General features: G+C 58.1%; 16 protein-coding genes. 9 read left to right on the top strand and 7 right to left on the bottom strand.

Features of this window, described 5'->3' with window-relative positions; genetic code table 11:
• Positions 1–323: 323 nt before the first annotated feature.
• From CLV87_RS23310 to repC, 3 genes are all read left to right on the top strand, one after another.
• A complete protein-coding gene (locus CLV87_RS23310; RefSeq protein ID WP_009804235.1) occupies positions 324–1,679 on the top strand; it encodes a ParA family protein in 1,356 nt (451 codons plus the stop codon).
• Positions 1,676–2,698 (top strand): ParB N-terminal domain-containing protein, encoded by a 1,023-nt coding sequence (locus CLV87_RS23315; protein WP_037207731.1) that lies wholly within the window; start codon positions 1,676–1,678, stop codon positions 2,696–2,698. Before CLV87_RS23310 ends, CLV87_RS23315 begins: the two co-directional genes overlap by 4 nt.
• 226 nt (positions 2,699–2,924) lie before the next feature.
• Positions 2,925–4,205: a plasmid replication protein RepC gene (gene repC / locus CLV87_RS23320; protein WP_081940158.1), complete on the top strand. Its 1,281-nt coding sequence runs from the start codon at positions 2,925–2,927 to the stop codon at positions 4,203–4,205.
• 12 nt (positions 4,206–4,217) lie between these two features.
• On the opposite strand, the gene CLV87_RS23325 is transcribed toward repC, so the two are convergent.
• Entirely contained in the window at positions 4,218–5,327 is a 1,110-nt protein-coding gene (locus CLV87_RS23325; RefSeq protein ID WP_008335646.1) for a tyrosine-type recombinase/integrase, read from the bottom strand.
• 113 nt (positions 5,328–5,440) lie between these two features.
• Here CLV87_RS23325 and CLV87_RS23330 point away from each other — a divergent pair, with 113 nt between their 5' ends.
• On the top strand, positions 5,441–6,325 hold the full coding sequence (locus CLV87_RS23330) for a DUF1403 family protein (protein WP_084353839.1): 885 nt from the start codon (positions 5,441–5,443) through the stop codon (positions 6,323–6,325).
• 2 nt (positions 6,326–6,327) lie between these two features.
• A complete protein-coding gene (gene scpB / locus CLV87_RS23335) occupies positions 6,328–6,924 on the top strand; it encodes an SMC-Scp complex subunit ScpB (protein ID WP_133840908.1) in 597 nt (198 codons plus the stop codon).
• 95 nt (positions 6,925–7,019) lie between these two features.
• Here scpB and CLV87_RS23340 read toward each other — a convergent pair whose 3' ends face one another.
• The 4 genes from CLV87_RS23340 to CLV87_RS23355 all read right to left on the bottom strand — a co-directional run bounded on the left by CLV87_RS23340 (position 7,020) and on the right by CLV87_RS23355 (position 10,438).
• The gene (locus CLV87_RS23340; protein WP_084353837.1) at positions 7,020–7,859 is read right to left on the bottom strand and encodes a hypothetical protein; all 840 of its coding nucleotides are present in this window, start codon (positions 7,857–7,859) and stop codon (positions 7,020–7,022) included.
• Positions 7,860–7,872: 13 nt separating this feature from the next.
• A complete protein-coding gene (locus tag CLV87_RS23345) occupies positions 7,873–8,790 on the bottom strand; it encodes a nucleotidyl transferase AbiEii/AbiGii toxin family protein (RefSeq protein WP_084353836.1) in 918 nt (305 codons plus the stop codon).
• A complete protein-coding gene (locus tag CLV87_RS23350) occupies positions 8,780–9,610 on the bottom strand; it encodes a type IV toxin-antitoxin system AbiEi family antitoxin domain-containing protein (protein ID WP_084353844.1) in 831 nt (276 codons plus the stop codon). Before CLV87_RS23350 ends, CLV87_RS23345 begins: the two co-directional genes overlap by 11 nt.
• A gap of 246 nt (positions 9,611–9,856) precedes the next feature.
• On the bottom strand, positions 9,857–10,438 hold the full coding sequence (locus tag CLV87_RS23355) for a plasmid pRiA4b ORF-3 family protein (RefSeq protein WP_235866649.1): 582 nt from the start codon (positions 10,436–10,438) through the stop codon (positions 9,857–9,859).
• Between the two features lie 416 nt (positions 10,439–10,854).
• On the opposite strand from CLV87_RS23355, the gene CLV87_RS23360 reads away from it, so the two are divergent.
• Genes CLV87_RS23360 through CLV87_RS23370 form a run of 3 tightly spaced genes read left to right on the top strand, consistent with a single transcriptional unit; the run spans position 10,855 to position 16,860 of the window.
• Positions 10,855–13,383: a tellurite resistance TerB family protein gene (locus CLV87_RS23360; RefSeq protein ID WP_133840909.1), complete on the top strand. Its 2,529-nt coding sequence runs from the start codon at positions 10,855–10,857 to the stop codon at positions 13,381–13,383.
• Entirely contained in the window at positions 13,376–14,683 is a 1,308-nt protein-coding gene (locus tag CLV87_RS23365; RefSeq protein WP_084353833.1) for an ATP-binding protein, read from the top strand. Before CLV87_RS23360 ends, CLV87_RS23365 begins: the two co-directional genes overlap by 8 nt.
• 5 nt (positions 14,684–14,688) lie before the next feature.
• Positions 14,689–16,860, top strand: a complete 2,172-nt coding sequence (locus CLV87_RS23370) for a DEAD/DEAH box helicase (protein ID WP_084353832.1) — start codon at positions 14,689–14,691, stop codon at positions 16,858–16,860.
• A gap of 43 nt (positions 16,861–16,903) precedes the next feature.
• On the opposite strand, the gene CLV87_RS23375 is transcribed toward CLV87_RS23370, so the two are convergent.
• Together CLV87_RS23375 and CLV87_RS23380 are read right to left on the bottom strand one after the other, a co-directional pair.
• Entirely contained in the window at positions 16,904–18,649 is a 1,746-nt protein-coding gene (locus CLV87_RS23375; RefSeq protein WP_084353831.1) for an ATP-binding protein, read from the bottom strand.
• 9 nt (positions 18,650–18,658) lie between these two features.
• A complete protein-coding gene (locus CLV87_RS23380; RefSeq protein ID WP_133840910.1) occupies positions 18,659–19,684 on the bottom strand; it encodes an SIR2 family protein in 1,026 nt (341 codons plus the stop codon).
• 290 nt (positions 19,685–19,974) lie between these two features.
• Here CLV87_RS23380 and CLV87_RS24085 point away from each other — a divergent pair.
• The coding region (locus CLV87_RS24085) for a hypothetical protein (RefSeq protein ID WP_208293365.1) at positions 19,975–20,201 on the top strand (227 nt) is incomplete at its 3' end.

Consider the following 20,201-nt stretch of genomic DNA (forward strand, 5'->3'; position numbering starts at 1 on the left):
TACACGCTGACCATCCGCGACCACGGCTTCAACGCCAACCTCGGCAAGGCCGCGAACCAGGACGATCTGTCCCTGCAGGCCGTCATCCCCTGGGGTCCCAAAGACGCCGCGTGACGGCTAAGGCCGGTCGGTTCTCCACCGACCGGCCCATCAAGACTCCAATCTTGAACGCGTTCAAGATTGGAGTTTTAGGGGTGGTGGAGCTTCTAAATAAGCGCCTGAAACTCATAGGCGCGTGGTATCTTTATTTTTCCTCCAAAACCGTGCTACCATAGAAGCAGAATCGAGTCGAACTCGGACCCAACCGAAGTCAGGGCTTAGGAATGAGCGGTAGTCTAGAACAGTTTTTGACGGACCTGTCACGTGGGCTTGAGCGCACGATGGTGGCAGTGAACAAGGAACTCACCTTGCGTCAGCGCATCAAGCGCACGTGGTCAATGCGCCAGTGCGCAAGGTTTATGAACGTCAGTATTCAGTATCTAACCAAGTTCGCCAATTCGAGCGACGACTTTCCCGCGGGCGAATATGTTGGAAGAGAGCGTGTTTTCACGCTTTCCGAATTGATGCACATGCGGGCCCTTCTGGCGGCCTCGGCAAAGCGGCCCTACGACTACCTAGCCTGGCGCAAACCCGACGCCCCCTTACCCGTCATCTCGTTTGCCAGCCAGAAAGGGGGCACGGCTAAGAGCCTGAGCGCCGCGCATTTTGCGCAGTATCTCAGCTTGCATTACGGCATGCGCGTTGGTGTCATGGATGCAGACCCGCAAAGCACGATAACGCTCTACTTTGTCGGGGGTGAAGGTCTTCCCCAGATGCCCGACGAAAACACCGCCTCCATGGTGGACTTTGCCGGCCTCTTCCAGTCGGAAGATGCGCCATACACTGATCACGATGCGCAGACGCTCGACAGCTTCTTTCTAAAGACCTCCTGGCCGGGGCTGCGTCTGCTGCCGGCACATGGCGAAACGTCTGAGGGAGAGATCCAGATTGCGCGCCTTGTGCGAGAGGCCCCCGCCGGAAAGAGCTTCTATCGCTACCTGCGCGATGCCCTTGATCGCTGGAAAGCGGGCCACCCGCCAAAAACGCTGCCCAACGAATTGGTAGTCGAGGGCAAGGTCGATCAGCAGCGACTGAACGCTGCGCTGACCGAGACCCTCGATGTCATCATCATCGACTATCAGCCTGCGTTGACACTTTTCCAGCTGAATAACGTGATTGCGTCGACTTCGCTGGTCATCCCGCAAACCATGAAGGGGTTTGACATCGCAACGCTGTCGACCTTTGTGACCGGCCTGCTGGGGATGCTTCAGCATATTCTGGCCCATGAACGGATCGAAATAGGAACTGGTGCCAACATGCTGTTGCCGACGATCGTCCAACGATCCAATGCGCAGGATCTAAACCACATCGGAAACCTGCTGGAACACTGCCCCACGGAAATTCTGCCGGTGTTTTATCTGCGTTCCGACGCAATCTCGAATGCGTCGGACGTCTATCAATCCGTATACGAATATGAGCCGGACACGCCGGGAAAACGCAAGGGGATCAACCGGTTCATCACGAATGCCGATGCGGTTAACGACGCCATAGTATCGCGACTCTGGCCGGGCTTCGAACGCGGTTATGCCAATACATGGATGGACGAGTTCTATGAAGATGACGGCGAGGGTGAAGCATGAAACGCAGTATTCCAAGGTCGCTGGTCAGCAAGGCTACTAGTCCCGACACATCCAAGGAGCGCACGCCCGGTCCCGAAGGCCGGGCAGAAACGGGCGACGCTGTTTCTACTCCTTTCAAGGGGGCCGGCAGTGCTTGGAAATCAGGGGCGCTTGCGCAATCGCAAGCCGCTGTGGAGCGAAGCAGAGCTGAGCTTTGTTCGGATATCTTAAACGGCCGCCACGAAATAAGCCTGTCGCCAGACCAGATATCAGATCCGATGGGGACAGACCGCCGTCAAGACTGGATGTCCCAGGAAGCATTCAGGTCTCTGGTAAACAGCATTGCCTCGAACGGGCAGGACACACCCATTCTGGTGTGGCCCGAGGATCCGGATTGGGAGCCGGATCCGTTGGAGCCGTCGAACGTCACTGGTGTTCCATTTGTCATGCTTACAGGACGCCGCCGACTGGCGGCCGCGTCGGAGTTGGGTTTACCTCTTCGTGCAATCCTCGCTTCGCCGGAAGCGCGAAACGCCGAGAACAGCAAGTTTGAGATGTTGTTTCTGCGGTTCCGCGAGAATGAGGAGCGCGAGAATCTTAGCCCATTTGAGCGTTTGGTTTCGATTGGTGAAATGTATGAAACGTTGGCTTCTGGGGCAGACAAGCTGACAGCTGTGGCCTTCGCAAAGAAAATTGGCGTGCATGAGAGCCTAGTCTCACGAGCGAGGTCTGTTTTCGCTGCGCAGGATCAGATCTTGAACGCGTTCAAGAATGTCTACGACATGAGCTTTCGTGATTTGCAGGGAGCCTTAGCGAGCTTGGAGAGGGTGAACAAACCCAAGCTCAAACCGAAGGCAAAGCCCAGAAAGCTCACGGTCAAACGCAAGGTGGGCAACCGAAATCTTTCGGCGACTTCAGTCGATGGAAACCTATCCATCAAGGTTGCAGGTGTGCCGATAGACCAAGAGCGTCTCGAGAAGCTCGGAGATTTAGTCGCCGACTACTTGAGCGCCGAAGGTTCGGGGAAGGAAACCGACTGACGACAATGTCAGCGACATATCCTCCAGAACGACGAGGCAAGGAGCAAAAAGGAACGACAATCGAAATAAAGGCAAAAGAAAAGCCCCCAAGCGGTGTGGCCTGAGAGCTGATCTTAATGGTTTGGTCACCTTCAAGATAAGTCTCGCAGGATTCACTGTCAACGACGAACGCTCCTGAGCGAACGGCTTTCTTTTGCCTCCACATAAACGGAGGTGAGATACAGGCATGAAACATACAGGTTGGCGCAAGCCGACACCGGGTCTTGGGGTTGCTGAGCAACTTGCCCAAGCCGGTGAACGGGTAGCAGTACCCAAAACACGGGCATTCGTGGCACTTAAGCGCGTGGGGGCACATATCGGCTTGAAGGCCGGAGACATGTTGCTCCTCGACACGCTCGGGGCCTTTACCCAGGCCCAGGACTGGGAGGAGGGGCAGCGTCCGATCGTCTGGGCGTCGAACGCCTATCTGATGGAGCAAACGGGTTTTTCGCTGTCTGCCCTCAAGCGCCACGCGCGGCGCCTTGCTGAGATCGGCGTGATCTCCTTCCAGGATAGCCCCAATGGCAAGCGGTGGGGCCGCAGAGACGTCGATGGCCGCATCGTCGAGGCCTATGGCTTCGATCTGTCGCCGCTCTCAGCCCGTGTCGAGGAGTTCGAGGAGCTTCATGCTGAGTTGCAGGCTGAACGCGAGCTCTGCCTACGCCTGAAGCGCCAGATCACTGTGGCGCGCCGGATGATCCGAGCCCGGATCGAGGCAGCTCTCAGCAGCGCTCTGCGTGGGCCCTGGAGGCAATTCACGGGGCTTTTTGAGGAGCTTCTGGAACGACTTCCGCGCCGTCATGAAGCTTCAGAGCAGTTGGAGCGGCTATTGGCATGGTTCAAGGAACTCCAAGAACGGGTCGAGGCGGCTTATCTTAAGGCGACTGTTGCGACAAAACCTGTGGAAAACACCGATGATAAACACGCCCAAGTCACGAAGAAGACTCAAGAAATGAACCCCAGGGAGGTCATTTCTGAACCTCATATACTAATTACAAACCAACTTAATCCTGTAACTAGTAATTCCTCTGAAAAAGAGGAAGCGGCGGGTGTGGTGCCTAATGCCCAACCCGAAGAGCGGGTTGATAGGGAGCTGGAAGACTGGGTTGCCGAGGTACGCAAGAAGCGGACAGCGCTCGATCTGCCGACAATCATGCAGGCCTGTCCGGAATTCGCATCCTGGGCGCGGAATTTGGGTGGATTCCTGAAAGATTGGGGCGATCTGCACCGGGTTGCCGGTCAACTCAGGCCGATGATCGGGATCTCTGAGCATGCCTGGAACGTGGCGCAGGACCGAATGGGCACCCAGGTGGCCACGGCCGCGTTTGCCCTCGTCTTCGAGAAGCACAGTGCGGGCGAGGTTGCCTCGCCGGGCGGCTATCTGCGGGGCATGGTCGAGAAGGCCGGGGCAGGGGAGCTGCATCTCGAGCGCAGCTTCTATGGTAGGCTCAGTGGGCAGGCGGCGTGATAGGGCAGGGGCTCAGAGACCGGCGGCTTTGGTCAGGTTCACCCGGAACCGGTCCCGGCGGCGCTGATAGCGGCGGGTCATCTCGGCGGAAGCGTGGCCGAGGTGTTTCTGGACGTAGCGCTCGTCGACTTCGGCGGAGCTGGCGAGACCGGCGCGCAACGAATGGCCGGAGAACAGCGCCAGGCGGTCTTTCTCAGGCAGGTCCGACCGGATGCCGGCGTCGAGCACGGTGCGCTTGATCAGGCGCGCGACGTGTTTGTCGTTGAGGCGTGTCTCCAGCGCCTTCTTGCCGTCCCGCGAGGTGCCGACAAAGATTGGGCCAAAGTCGATCTTGGCGAAGTGCAGCCATTGTTCGAGCGCATGGACAGGGCAGGTCTGATCCTTGGAGCCGCGGCCGATCTCGACCTCGCGCCAGCCGGTCTTGGCATTGAGGGTGAGCAGGGTGCCCTTGTCGAACACTTCAACCCAGCCGCCCGAGTCCGGCGTGTCGTCCTTGTGGACATCGAGGCTGACGATTTCCGAGCGACGAAGGCCGCCGGCGTAGCCCAGCAGCAGGATCGCGCGATCCCTGAGGCCGCGCAGGTCAAAAGGCAGGGTGGCCACCATCGCAAGGATGTCATCGGCCAGGATCGCTTCCTTTTGCACCGGCGGACGGGCGTGTTTGCGTTTGATCCCGGCCAGCACGGTGGCGATATGGCGGTTCTTGCGATCGAGGGCAAAGCCGCGCTGCGCATAGTTCCAGGCAAGGCCCGACAGGCGGCGGTCGATGGTGCTGACCGATAGGGCAGGGGAGGGGCCCGCTCCGGACGCCAGGTCCGCAAGGTAGAGCCCGATCATTTCGGGCGACGGGGGCAGAGTCTCCGCGCCCTTCATCCGGCACCAGCGCGCGAAATGCGCCCAGTCTTTCGCATAGGCCTTCAGCGTATTGTCCGAGGCCGCGGCGCGCGCATAGTCGCGCGCGGTATCCACCAGCCGATCGAGCGTGCCTGAACCAGCCACAAAGGAAGGAAGGCTCAAAGCCTCGCTGCTGGGATGATCTCTCTCGTTGTTCTCGCTGACCGAAGGCCCATTTGGCGGCTTTGAGATCGATTTCTCGTTGTTTTCTGACATGTCGCTGAGCATATTCTTTGGTGTCCGATAATGCAAACTTATTGGACATAGCGCGATCTTGCAGGCTGCGGCGGTTCTAACGCTATTTTCTGGTGAAAAGCGCCGCGATGACGTAGGCTCCAAGCATGACATATGCTCGGCTCGATCACACCAGCGACCTCGACACATTACCCCGGATGCCCGCCTGGGTCACCTCAGCGCGGGCTGAAAGCCTTGAAGATGTTGCGTTTTTGTCGGGCGCAGCGCTGAGCCACCTGCATGTTGTGCTGGAGCGCGAGGAGGTGCCCCAAGCCTTGTTGCGGGATCGGCTCGCGCTGCGCGCAGCGGAGGCCTGTGTCGCGTTTTCGGGGCGCCTGGAGAGAGCAGGGGATCTGCGCGACGCGGTGCATTTGTTGCGTTCTGGCGATCTGCCGGGACCGGCTGGCGAGACCTGCCTCGCCTGGCGGCGCGCGGTGGAGCGGCCGGTGTCGACCAAGGCTCTGGATCGAGCCTTGCCGGCCTTCGAGTCGGGCAAGATCGCGATGTGGCTCAATGCAGGGAAGGGGGCGCCGGTGACTCGGGCCGCGATGGTGCTGGAGGCGGTGCTGACGGAGGCGCCACGCGCTGACGTAGCTTCGCTGGTCCTCGCGGATGCGGCTCTCGCCCAAACATTCGGTTGGGATCATCTCGTGCCGTTGTTGGCCGCGGGTCTGAAACGTGCCGACCTGCGCAAGCAGGGCGACGATTTGCGTCTCGTCTGTCATCGGGCACTCATCTTATCGGCGGTCGAGGCTGTGCGTCTCTCCGCCGACCTCGCGCGTCGGGCGGCACACCTAAAGGCCGTTGCGCCAAAGCTTCGCGCCAAGGGAGCGGATGCCGCTGTCGAGATGTTCCTCACCCGCGATGCCGTGGCACCTTTGGCCTTGCCCTTGTCGGATCGCGCCGCGCGGCGGCTTTGCGACCGACTGGTCGATCTCGGCGCGGTGCGCGAGCTGACAGGGCGAGACACGTTTCGGCTCTACGGGGTGTAGCGATGGCGAAGGATCGTTCAGAGCCGGACCTGGACCGTGAGTTGGCCGACCTGCCGCCTGAGCTGCGCTGGCGGGAATGGATGCGCCGGATCGAGGCGGTGCTGTTTGCCTCGGCCTCGCCGGTGCCGCGCGAAGACCTGGCGCGCGTGGTGGGGCAGGGGGTCTCGGTGGATCTGTTGGTCGAGGATCTCGTCGCCGATCTGGAAGGGCGGGCCTTCGAGATCGCCCAGGTCTCTGGCGGCTGGATGTTTCGGACGCGGGCGGCCTACGCTCCCGCGATCCGGGTCGCCGCGGATGTCGAGGATCAGCTACTCGACCTGAGTGAATTCGACGTCGCGGTCTTGGCCGCCATCGCCTATCACCAGCCGATCACGCGCGACGGGCTCAAGGACATCTTCGGCAAGGAGATCAGCCGCGACCTGATCGGTCGGCTGCATGCGCGCGACTTGATCGGGACCGGGCCACGATCGCCGCGCCGCGGTGCGCCATACACATTTGTGACGACCGAGCAGTTCCTTGTTGCATTTGATCTGGAGACTCTCGCGGATCTGCCAGAGCGGGAGCAGTTGGAGGACGCAGGTCTGGATGGCGGGTCATAGGAATGGTTGCGGGCTGGCGATCCCCGTATTGGCCAAACGGTGAGGCATGTCGTGGACATTTCGTGACGCTCTCAGTTGTGACTTGTTGAGAGAACTCAGGCTTCGATCCTGAGCCCTCTGAACAGAGCTTCCCAAGGGTCCCCATCCTCGGTCATCGCGCCCGGTTCCAGGTTTGCTATGTTCTCGTCGATGACTGCGTTGTGGTAGTTCTTGAGCCAGCTGTATTTGCGCCGCACCGTCGCGTTGGGACTGTCGGCGAGACCGCTCTCCACCAACGTTTTGTGCCTACCCAGAAACTCGATCCAGCCGGCGTATTCGCCGTCGAGCTCGCTCAGACTGGCGCGAAGATAGTCGATGTAGTGGAGGCCTGACTCGTCCTGGCGCAGGAGGTTGTTCAGGTGACGCTCTTCATCCTCATAGGAATGTCCTTCCCGCCAAAGCGTTTGGTCCTGTCGGTGGCGTTCGATGACATCTTCATGGATCGCAATGCGCGGGAAGATGACCTCGCCTTCTTCCATGAAATAAGCCTGAACGAGGGCAGGCCCAAACACCGGACCACTGAAGTCGATGCCGAGATGCATAGGGCCGATGGTCATCGCGCCGCGCACCATTATGCCGTTCGCCACGCATTCGATCTGGATGTGCAGCAGATCGATGAGTTCCCAGACCAAAGGGCCAGCCTGGTACTGAGTTTCAATGGTTCTGGTTCTTACGATCGCGTCAGACACGATCTCTGCATGGACTTCGCTGATCATCCGCATCTCGTCGGAGCGGGTGGGCGGCGTGGCATCCCCTTCGGACACCCTGCGAAACATCGAAAGCAAGTGCCTGATCTCTGCACCGCTTCGCGTGTGCAGGAGGTTCCTGAAACCGAGGACATCAAAAAAGGTCACAAGGCATTCTTCGTAGTCGGGGTCGTTCTCGAAATCAGTCATCTCTGGTCCATCTTCAGCCGAGGAGCTTCTCCAACTCTTCCCCTTGGGCGGCATGCTTCTTGGGGTTTTCTGCTTTCAGCTTGTTCACGTTGATGAGCTTCCATCGGACCGCTGGAAGCTCGGCCGCTTGAGGGCGGTCGATCGCGTCGAAGTCTGGATCGCCGTCATGCAGGGTTCTCAGAAACCTCTTCGCGCCCTCATCCAAGCGGGATTGGATATCACCGATCAGGCGGTCGCGCGTTGAGACCAATTCCGTTAGGTCGACTGCTTCCTTCGTCATGCCCTCGAATTCCCGCGCGTAGGGCTGATCTAGATCGATCAGGTTTGGATTCAGCAGTTCGTGCGGCGGGCGTGGTGAACTCGCGAGGTAGATCAGAAACGTGCGGAACAACTCGTCGGTAAACCCTTCGTTCTCGTAGAGCAGTTTAACGTCGTAGAGGTCTCGCGGGTGCTGGCGATCTAGGGCCGCATGTAGCTTGCCGCCGAACAAATCCTCGAAGGAGACGATGTTCATCGTCGCATATCCGAACGCCTCCTCGACGGCTTCGGAGACTTCGCGTTGTTCCGGATCATGCACGACGCCCCGGGTAACGGGGGAGGTTTCGATTTTGATTTCGGCTGTGCCGAGGCGGGCGAGCGCACGCGTGGCGCCGCCGCCACCGCCGGCAATTCGCTGCGCTTTGGCGCCGGCGATGCCGCCTTCGATGGCGGCGGTAATCCGGTCCATCGCGTCGTTGATCTCGACGAGGCTGTCGGCGCGGTCCTTGACAGGCAGATAGGTCAGATCGATATCGACCGAGAGGCGCGGAAGGTCGCGATAGAAGAGGTTGATGGCCGTCCCGCCCTTGAGCGCAAATATCTCCTCCTTCGCCACATATGGAAGTACCCGTACGAGCAGGGCCACTTGGGCGGCATAGTCTTCACGCGCCATCACCACGTTCCTTTCTTACAAACTCTTCGGGCACCATGATCCTGTAGCGTGGATGTATCTTGCCGCCTTTGACCAATGCGCGATCCCCGCTGCCGAGGTCGAAGTCTTCCGGATCGAGACGCTTGCGCCAGGCATGGTCGTGGCGGTCGGCGAACACGAAGAACAGGCGTTTGACCTTGATCTTCTTGCAACTTCTGAGCAGTGCCGAGAGGGTTCTTGGGCGCAACGTCGTCAGGCTTTCGAACACCATGTCGAGGTTGTGAAAGCTCTCCTGATCCGGCAACTCGTCAAGCGCTTCGAGGATGGCGCGTTCCGGCGAGGACATCACCAGTTTCCAGTCCCATGGCAGGGACGATGCTGTCTCGTTGAGATTATTTCGCGCGTCATTGACACCCAACTCTGGATCGGAGAACAGCGATACGCTGCGTGTGCGGAGTTCGGTGTTGAGCGGCAGTTTTTCGAGCCAGTTGGGGATTTTTGAGCCGTAGAGCCAGACTGTGCTCTTGTCGCCGAGTGAGAGGTAGTGCGCATAGCCTTGCAGGCCCAATGCCGTCGCCCCCCCGATATGGACAGGGTAGTGCATGATGTGCTGGAGCGAGAGCAGGCTGGTCTTCCAGTCGAGCGTATTCGTGGTGGCGCTGCTTGGTGCGGGACGGCGGAACACTCCGCGTCCTAGGCGTTCTAGCCAGCCGCGTTGCACATAGCCGTAGGACGAACGCCGACCTATCCCGTGGTGCTCCAGCCAGGCGGAGTCCACGAGGAACCCCGTGGGGACAGCCTCAAGAAGACTCTTTAGTTTTTCGTGTTCTTGTCCACTCATGGGCGACATAATGATGTATTTTTAAAGATGCCGCCACTTGTTTCTGTGATAACCTGTGAGATAGTCCGTCAAGGATCGACAAATTCTGGAATTTTCAAAGAGACTGGTGGTTGTCAGCTCTGAAGCTCACCAGCAAAGCAGGGCGTGGATGCCCTCGGAGGGCTGAGAAGACATCCGGCCATTCGGATCGAACAGTCGAAGCTATGTGCCCCTGTCGAAGCCGCTGCGCCAAACCAGAGTCAGGTTTCACTTTCGATTGTGGCGTTCTTTTGCCCATACAAACATCGCACCGACGGCAGCATTGGCTTGCTGCACGCTGAACACTTCCGGTTCGAACGCGCCCGCCCATTGCTTTGTATCGCGATGTTCCGGGTGGTGTTTGTCGGTCAGCGCGTCGAGAAACTCTTCGTAAGAGTAGGGTCCTCCACAGTCCTCTGGCGGGCAGGCTCGCTCTCCGTCAACACAGGCGGGAAAGTCCAGATCTGGTCTTCCGGTTGGTTTGCTAAACTTCTCAACGGTGACGAGATGCCGCCAGCCATCGCCGAAATCATAAGTGTATGTGAACTGACTGCCTTTCTTGACCAGCTTTCCAAGAGTAAACCTCTTCTCGTCCTTCCGCCCATCGGTAGGGTCCCAGCTGTCGTCACTTTCGTCGCGGGCCTCGAACCTGTCTTCGCCAATCTCGAACTCATGCAAATGATAGTCTTGCCAAGGCATAGCGCCCTGGAGAACGGAATGCAGGATGTCCAAGCTGATGTCATTCGGCACGACGATACGGCGCCAGATGGGTGGTTTGATGCCAACCAGTTCGATTTTCAGCTCAATCAAAGTGTGTTCCGCCTGTCTCAATGGCCCTGCCGTTGAAGTAACTTTTGATTCTTAAGTTGAAGCATTCAAGGGGAACATTGGCCCCTCCCGCCCTTTGGCCAGGACCGCGCCCTACTCGGTCGGCTGCGCGCAGCCGCCCTCCCCGAGCTGAAACGCCGCCTCTCCCTGCGACGTGCCGCTGGCCCGGCCGTCTCCTCCGGAGCCAGCCCGACCAGCCGTCGCATGGTCGTGGCAACGCTTCATCTCGGCCGTTCCGGTTACGGTCACTGGGGCAGGGGTGTGCCCGCAACGGTGCGAACAGATGTATGTGGCCATCGGCCCAATCAAGCATAAAGCATGGGAAGTGCTTCAACCATGACGTTAGTCGTTGCAAAGATGGCTGTGCAAAATAGTGTGGTTCGGAGAGGGTTCCGATAATGTCTTCAATAATCAAGTTTTTCCGAATTACATTCTTTCTCGTCCTGTATTTTTTCTTATGTATGGTCGTGGTGACCACAATGCTTCAGGGTTGGCCGATTGGCGGCCAGATGTTGTTTGCATTTGGTGTTCCCGTCATTCTGGTCTGGTGGCAAGAAAAACGGAGATCGCGGAAAGTCGCTGCAAAGGCGCAAGCTGAGGGGAGTTCCGAAAATCTACCCCCCCGACCTGAGCCGGTGCCGCGCCCAAGTGCCTACGACAAGCGTATCGAGCGTGAGCGCGAACGAACTCGCGAAGCCAACGCGTCCAAACAGCCGGCTGCCGTGCAGGCTTACTCCCCACCAAAGCAGGACTACGCTGAAATCGTTCGGGCTGGAAAGTCTGCGGCGCCGGCACTTGCCGCGGCCGCTGAACGAAATCAGCCCTCGCGAGTGGCATCGAGCGCATCGGTCCGATCATCGAAAAGCGGGTGGGTCCCGTCTTATGAAACAGCTAGCGTCGCCGGCCGCAACATCGGCGGGATGGTCTATGTCGGCACGGCTCCCTTGCTGAACACCTACGGGTATCGTGACAAGTGCCGAGCCTATATCGATCCGTCTCTGTCTGTCGCGCGCTCTGGAGCCGACAAAGCTGGTGAAGGTATGCCTTACTGGCCCGGATACGCGGATATCTCACCTCAGTGCCGGGCGACCTACCTCGACTGGTTGGCCAGCGGGCGCAACGACGCCTCCTACAACCCCGGATACATGTTCCTGTACTTCTACGGGCTGGAGCGTCGCTTCTTCGTCGATCAGTCCAACGAAGATGCCAAGGATATCGTCCAGGAAGTTCGGCGGCTGCATTCACTTTACCCTGACAACCACTCCGTCAGGCGCTATTTGGGTGAGTTCCTCGACATTGCGATGCTTGCCGAAACCGACCTCGACGCTATCGAACCGATTTTCGAGAAGCAGGGCTGGGAACTTCCGTTCTCACTCAAATACGCAATCGGAGCTCGGATCGACAAAGGCGAGAACCTGACGGCTGACTGGTTGCTGAGTTGGTTCATCTGCCATCCGGAAACAAATCTGAGAACTCCCGCGACGCGGTGCCGTGACGAGTTCGTCGCTCTTTTCCGTATGCGGTTTGATCGGCGTTTTCCTGATGGGCTCAAAGTGACAAAACCCCGGAAATCACTCACGGCATCCTATCGCGCCGCCTCCAGCGAGTTTCAGGGGTCAGTCAATCCGACCGTGGATGGCAAACCCGTGCCCGACATCTCCGGCTTGCGCAAGCCGGTCGAGATTGCGCAAGAGCTGGCTGACGAGGTGATGAACGACCTCGACAAGCTCAGTCGCTTCCTGGGCCGAAACCCTGACGGCCGCGGAAGTGTGGAAGCGCATGCCTTGCTACCCTCTGAACTTTGGGATGCTTTCCCATCAGAGGAAATGGACCGCTTGAAATCTTGGGCAAGCGATATCGTCGATCGCGGGGGATTGGTGCCGCTTGAGGAGGTGATCGGACGACTGGAGGGAGAAACGAACGAGAAGATCGGAAAACGGCAAATGACAGGAGCCGCCGACGCGCTCGCGCGCCTCGGTTTCGGTCTGGCGCCCGACCCTCGGTTTGCGCTCCGGTCGCCCAAGACGGAGGAGCCTGTTGTGCTGTTTCGTCTGGGCGAACCCATCGAAAGACTGGAGGACGTTTCCGACAGCTATCGAAGCGCCTTGATCGAATTGGCACTTGGGTCGTTAGTCGCCCATGCTGATGGTCGCATCGCGGAGCCTGAACGCAGGGCGTTGGAAGATCAGGTTTCTGCCACGGCCCTCAGCGATCAGGAACGCCGCAGGCTGCGTGCAAACCTTGAATGGTTCCTGGCCGTGCCACCGGACATGACGCTTCTGCGGCGCAAACTGAAGGAGGTGGGCCAAGACAGCCAAGCCGCTATGCGGGCAGCGCTGGTCGGTGCAGCACATGCCGATGGCATTATTCACTCCGACGAAGTCGCAAGCATCGAGAAAATCTACAAGGCTTTGGGACTTGATCCTGCGCTTGCCTACACCGACCTGCATGCTGGCGAAGTTGCGGATGGTCCACGCACTGTTCGCGCGTCGCAACCGGGTCGCCCGGGCGAAGCGATACCCGCGCTCGAAAAAGCCAGCGGACCGAAACTCGACGCTTCACGGATCGCAGCAATTCGTTCGGACACAGAGCGCGTGTCGTCCGTCCTCGGTCAGATTTTCGATGTCAAAGAGGAAGAAAGTGGTGCCTCCGCGCCTGCCAGCCAAAGCCAGCTGGTAGGGCTTGACCCGAAACACGGCGCCCTTGTCCTCGAACTGGTCACTCGAGAGCATTGGTCTGAAACCGAGTTCGAGACGATCTGCGCCTCGCATGGGTTGATGGCATCCGGGGCTTTGGAAGTCGTGAATGAATGGGCTTTTGAGACCTACAACGAAGCACTGCTCGACGAGTATGATGGATATGACGTGTCTCTGGAAATTGCGGAGGCGGTAAAAGAAAAGATGAGTGCGGAGGGCAGGGATGTCTAAGTTGAAACCACGTGAACGCGATGCAATCGTACAGGCGCTTCGGGCCGGGGTCGTGCCCAAACTCGGTTTGCGCCATATTCAGGTTGGCCGCGTCCGAGAGATTGAAGAGCTCGTCAAGGACATGGACCGGATATCCGATGGCGGATCGGCGATCCGGTTCATCATCGGGGAGTACGGATCGGGCAAGACGTTCTTCATGAACCTGATCCGCCTCGTGGCTCTGGAGAAAGGCCTGGTCGTGATGTTCGCGGATTTAGCGCCAGATCGGCGCATTCACGCGACCGGCGGACAAGCTCGCGGGCTGTATGCCGAGATGGCCCGAAACCTCTCGACGCGGACCAAGCCCGATGGCGGGGCATTGGCCAGCGTGGTGGAGCGATTTGTCAGCCAGGCTCACCGAGATGCTGAAGAACGGGATTTGCCCACGGGGACCGTCATTCGTGAACGCCTTGGCCACTTTGAAGAACTTACCGGAGGGTTTGAGTTCGCCGAAGTCATCCGTCGATATTGGGAAGGCCATGAGACCGGCGACGACGAGTTGAAATCCGCAGCCCTGAGATGGCTGCGCGGCGAGTTCGCGACACGCACCGACGCGCGCAAAGCACTTGGTGTGCGAACGATCATCGACGACGCCAGTGTCTATGACCATCTGAAGCTGATGTCGGCATTCGTGTGCGAGGCCGGGTATAAAGGATTGCTGGTCGGCCTCGACGAGATGGTGAACCTCTACAAGCTCACTTCGTCGCAGGCCCGCAATGCAAACTACGAACAGATCCTCCGGATCCTGAACGATGTGCTGCAGGGTAGCGCCGAGAACCTCGGATTCCTTATGGGTGGAACCCCGGAGTTTCTGATGAACACCCGTCGAGGGCTCTATAGCTACGAAGCCCTTCAATCGCGTTTGGCCGAGAACACCTTCGCGCGGGACGGATTGGTCGACCTTTCAGGACCGGTTGTCCGGCTGGCCAGCCTGACCCCTGAAGATCTCTTCGTTCTTCTGGCCAATGTGCGGCGGATCATGCAGGACGATGCCGGTGCTCTGCCGGACGACGCGCTCGAGGCCTTCATGGCGCATTGTTCGGACCGGATCGGTGAAGCTTACTTCCGCACCCCGCGCAATACGGTGACGGCATTCGTGAACCTGCTTTCCGTGCTTGAGCAAAACCCCGGTGTCGAGTGGAGCGATCTGATCGAAAAGATCGAGGTCTCCGAAGACCTCGGCGAAGACATGAACGAGGTAGACGAGTCGACTGGTGCCCAAGACCCCGGTGACGATGATCTGATCAGCTTCAAGCTCTGACGCCGATGAGCAGTGCGTTCGACAAACTGGCGAGGCCTGTGCAGAAATGGATACGCCAGAAAGGTTGGCGCGAACTTCGCGACATCCAGGCGCGATCCATCCGGACGATCTGCGAATCCAATGCCGATTTAATCGTTGCAGCTTCTACGGCGGGCGGAAAGACCGAGGCGGCGTTCCTGCCGTTGATTTCACAGGTGCTTGACGAGCCGTCGGGCGGCACCGGCTTCGACCTGCTCTACATCGGTCCGCTGAAAGCCCTGATCACGGACCAGGCCATGCGGCTGGAGGGCATCTGCCAGGAAGCAGAGCTTCCGGTTGTTCCCTGGCACGGAGATGTCTCGCAATCCATCAAGACGCGCGCGTTGATATCTCCAAAAGGGATCCTTCTGATAACCCCAGAGTCCCTTGAGGCGCTTTTCATTCGTCGCGGTTTGGAAATTGCCCGCCTGTTTGGGGCGACACGGGCGGTCGTGATCGACGAGCTGCACACAGTTCTGGACAGCGAACGCGGTGTCCAGCTTCGTTCACTGCTCACACGGCTCGAGCTCGCGATAAAGCGCCCAATCCGTCGGATAGGTCTGTCAGCTACGCTAGGCGACATGGACCTCGCTAAGGCCTATCTTCGCCCTGACGCCGCAAACGCTGTCCAGCTGATCGAAGCAGATGGCGGCGAGGCTGAATTGAAGCTTCAGCTTCGCGGTTACCTTTCCGGCGATGAAGATGAAAACAGCCCATCCGCAACGGACGCGATCGCAGCACATCTTTTCAAACACCTTCGAGGCAGCGACAACCTGGTCTTCGCCGGAGCGCGTCAACGGGTCGAGATTTACGCAGATCGGTTGCGGGAGCTTTGCGAACGGGAGCACCTGCCACAGGAATTCTATCCCCACCACGCGAGCCTCTCCCGAGAACACCGTGACTTCGTTGAGCGGCGCTTGAAGGACCCTGCGAAACCGACGACAGCCGTTTGCACATCGACGCTCGAGCTTGGAATCGACATCGGTGACGTGACCTGCGTGGCTCAAATCGGTGCGCCATTCAGCGTCGCCGCGTTGCGACAACGGCTTGGCCGATCAGGCCGGCGTGAAGGACAGCCGGCCATTCTCAGGCAGTATGCTGTCGAAGCCAAGTTGACGCCGGAGAGCAGTTTCGTGGATCGTCTTCGCCTCGGCCTGATCAGGTCCATCGCGATGATAGACTTGCTGCTGGAAGGCTGGTGCGAACCTCCAAAACCTCAGGCGCTTCATCTCTCGACGCTCGTCCACCAGATACTGTCAGTCATAGCGCAGCGCGGCGGTGCGTCTGCAAGCGTGGTCTACAATGTGCTCTGCCGCGAAGGCCCCTTTCGGAAGGTCACAACCGAAGTCTTCGCAGATGTGTTGCGTGCAATCGGCCACCCAGAAACCGGCTTGATCGAACAGGTCGGCAGCGGGCTGTTGCTTTTGGGACCCGCGGGCGAAAAACTGGTTGAGCATTACAGCTTCTATGCGGTGTTTCAGACGCCTGAGGAATTCCGGTTGGTCGCAGAGGGGCGGGACCTTGGAACCCTGCCGATCGATAATGTTCTTGCCCCTGGGATGCTATTAATATTCTCTGGGCGACGTTGGGTTGTTCAAGAAATCCATGATCGTGAAAAGGTCATCGTCGTCAAACCCGCGAAGGCTGGTGTGCCGCCCGTCTTCGGCGGCGATGCGGGGGACATTCATGACAAAGTGATCGACCGAATGTTCGCCGTGCTCGAGGGGGATTCCAGCCCAGCTTACATGGATACAGTCTCTTTGATGATGCTCGAGGAAGCGCGTGCTCACTATGAACAGCTGGGGTTTAGGGCCAATAACCTACACACCATTGGCGAGCATACATCAGTCATTGCGACGCGGGTCGGTACTGTGAAGACATCAACCCTCGCGCTAGCACTGAGAAGTGAGGGGTTTTCGGTCGAACTGCATGACGGGTTTCTGATGGTGGAGGCCGGGGACGAAACCCCCGATCTTCAAACGGTACTAGCGCACATTCGATCTGGCGAACCTGTCGATCTGTTCGCTGGAGCTGGGAATTTAATGTCGGAGAAGTTTCATCCTTACCTGTCGCAGCCCCTCTTGGAGTTGGATGCAATTTCTTCCAAGCTTGCGCCCGATACTCTTACCGCGATGGTCGGTAGAATCGTCCCAGCATAATATGTGCGGCAATACTCGTTGACTGTTTTCATCGCTCCTAGGGCTAGTGATTGCTTTGTCTCCGCCAAGAAAGGACGGCATCTTCCGTTCCCGCAACTGGTGCCGCGTCACTCCAACGATCCCAGAAATTGACTGTCGCGCTATTGGGCTTGAAGCGCGGCTCGGACACCACAACTCGCGTCGGAAGCAAGCTCGCATCGCCGACCACCAATGCCTCACCGATGTCGAGGACCGGTAGAAGATCACCAAACCCGCCGAGGCTGTCAGGCAGCAACCGTTTGATCACGGATTGATCGTCGCCGTTGGTCAGCCGCATCGCAATGACATTGTTGCACTGGCTCAGAACGGTGCGGTTCACTTCGGATGGTCTTTGGCTGATAACCACTAGTCCAACACCGTATTTCCTGCCTTCTTTGGCGATCCTCTCGAAAATCCCGACAGAGATCTCATCGGCTGACTCTGACGATGCACGCTCCGGGATATACAGATGTGCCTCATCGCAGAACAATGCGATGGGATGACGGTTGTCTGGTGGCGTCCACTGGCTGACTGTGAATATCAGCCGAGCAATCAAGCTGACCATGAGCGGCAGGATGTCGGACGGCACTTCCGAGAAATTGATGATCTTGATCCCACCCTTGCCATCAGCTTGCGATCCGCGCCCGCCTATCAGGAAATGCGTTACCTCCGACAGCCAGGCCATATCCATACAGGCTGCTGGCGGCTGAAATATGAACCCAAGCCTGCGATCATTTCGTTTGGCTTCAAATCGCGCGATTAAGCGGCTGAGCTTGTCGAAGTATGGTCCTTGCTTATCCTTGTTGTTAGCGCCCGGAACCATTTGTTCGTTCAAGTCAGATAGTTGCTTGTGGACACTGTCGATATCGAAAGGCACGGGGCTATCGATAGTGAAATTTGCAAGAATGTCGGCGTGTTTTCCCGGATCAAGCATTGCGCGCTTCGCATCGGTGATACAGCGCGTCATGAGCATGGCTTGGTTCGGAGCGTTCTGATCGGACCGATCTACAAACAAAGCGACCAATGCCTCATAGCCGAGAAGCCAGAACGGTAGATGTAGAACACCGTCGGCCAGTCGGCGATCGTGTCCAATGTCCCCCGGCCCAGCGATGCGTAGATGCCGAAACTCGTCGCTATCGAGGGTCTGGTACTCACCATGGATATCGAACAAGATTACGTTGGCTTGTGGAAGACCGGCAATCTGGTCTAGGAGCCGCGCAGTTGTGTACGATTTGCCGCTGCCAGTGCTACCGACCACGATGGCATGACGTTGGAACAGACGGTTGCCGTTCAAGAAGGCCCGCGCGTCCTCGTCCAAAGCATAGCGACCAAGATCAAGCTGCGGGCCGTCGCCGGAAACCTGCGAAATGACCTGCATGAAGTCTGTCAGGCGCTGACCTTCCAAGGAAAAGCAATCCGCATCGATTTCGGGCACAGTCTCTAGGGTGCGCTTAAAGACGTTCTCTTTCAGCCCCTCCTTGTCTACGAGTGTTCCAATCAGAGCGACCCGAACGAGGTTGTTTTCGGGGAGCGCGGCTTCCGGATCCTCCTCAGACCCGTCTATTGCAGTTTCGTCACCTGCTTTGCGTGTGATGCGCGAAACTATCCCGATTAAGTGCTGCCCGGCTTTCGAGCTTCTGATCGCGGTCAACCGATTGACCTGAATCCGTTTGAGGCGTTCAAGTTCATCGACTCGCACCGTCACAGTGGCAGTATCGACGGCAATAATTTTGCCGAGACTTTCATCATCGTTGAAATCAAGTATGCCCAACTCTTCCTCCTAAAACCCAATCAATTCGTTCAATGCAGGCAACTCCCAATATTTGCCCCCGATAACAACAATACCGTCTGGGCTGTCACGGTTGTAAACCATCGTCCCCTCATCGTGGTTCTCGAGCGCGAGGTAGTGACGCCCGGCGTTGTTCTTGAGAAAATCCTTGGCTTCGGGCGTTAAGGTGCGCGCTGCGACAAGGATGGGAACGTCATGCACACGACAACGCGTCATCAGCTTCGGATGGATATGGCCGTCGCGGAACCCGTATCCTATGCAAATGAATGCGGTCGCGGCACTCAACACACGATCGGCGCCCTGTATCGCGCTCCGAAAGGGCTCGTCGTGCGTCCGCTGATATTTGCTTACACCTGGCGTGACGATCAACGGAACCAAACCATCGGGCAACTCGCTCGTCATCGGTAGCGACATCACACCCCCATGCGGGTCTGAAAACCAATCAAGAGACCCGTGGACTTTCCAGACTGTGACCGTCCGCGCCAAATTGGCCCCTTGTTTGAAAATCAGATTCTCCGCCCCATCGGCCCGTCGCAGATAGCCCGGAAGGAAACCCGTGTTGTGGATGTAGCCGCCTGAATCGGCTGCATACTCTGCAACGCGGTCGTAGTTTGTTGTTACGACATGGATATTGCGGTTTGTACTTCGGAATAAACCTGTGAATAGGGTGCGGAGCGGAAAAATGGTCTCGGTCTTTATAGCTGATTTGAGCAGGCTATAATCGCCCTGAGCGATGAAGTCCCAGGTACTTCGGACAATCTTGACAACCAAGGAGTCGGGTAGAGGCTTGTTTTCTAGTGCTGCTTCTAAATGATCTCCAGCGGCCAAGGCTGTTCTAACAAGTGTCCAGGCATCGACTTCCGGTCCATCGTCGGCCTGTACATTATCGCGGAGCCAAACGGCCAAATCCCCCATGCCACGAATGCCATGCGGTATCGAGGCCCCGCTGCCCAAGACTATCACTGGGCTATGCTGTGCACAGTTTTGGCACTGCTTTGCGAGTTCTTCTAGTTCCAAAGCTATTTTGCCTCACTTCTTGTACTTCGGCTTAGTTTGTCTGTGCCCGAAAACGATTTGGTCCAAAATTTCGCTCTTACGATACCCCCGGTAGCACTTCTTTGTCACAGCAAGTTTTCGCTGTCGTCGCAAGGTGGGTGCGTCGGGAATCTGGCAAGTGACATGGATCCGAAAATGCCTGCTCCAGCTATGATCCATGCATCAACATGCGCCCTCTGGCATCTTTGACGGCTGTTCACCATCCTTCCTTAGCGGCCAACGCACTTCTCCCTTTGTCTGAGTTGCATGACATGCTGGTCGCAGCTGTCGTCCCGTCCACAAAGGTTGCCGCCGATCTTTTTCCCCTGACCCTGCGGGTCATTCCTCGCGGAGCAAAAAGACCGGCACCTGCCCCTCTCCGCTACGCTTCGCCTTCGGTGTGCCCGGGCCTTGGCCAGCTGCAAGGTGACCATCATTGCAACGCAAACAAGGAGAAGAGCAATGACCACGAACTGCATCAAATTCACCAGCGCCGACA

Source organism: Pelagimonas phthalicica, from assembly GCF_004364805.1.
Lineage (GTDB): Bacteria > Pseudomonadota > Alphaproteobacteria > Rhodobacterales > Rhodobacteraceae > Pelagimonas > Pelagimonas phthalicica.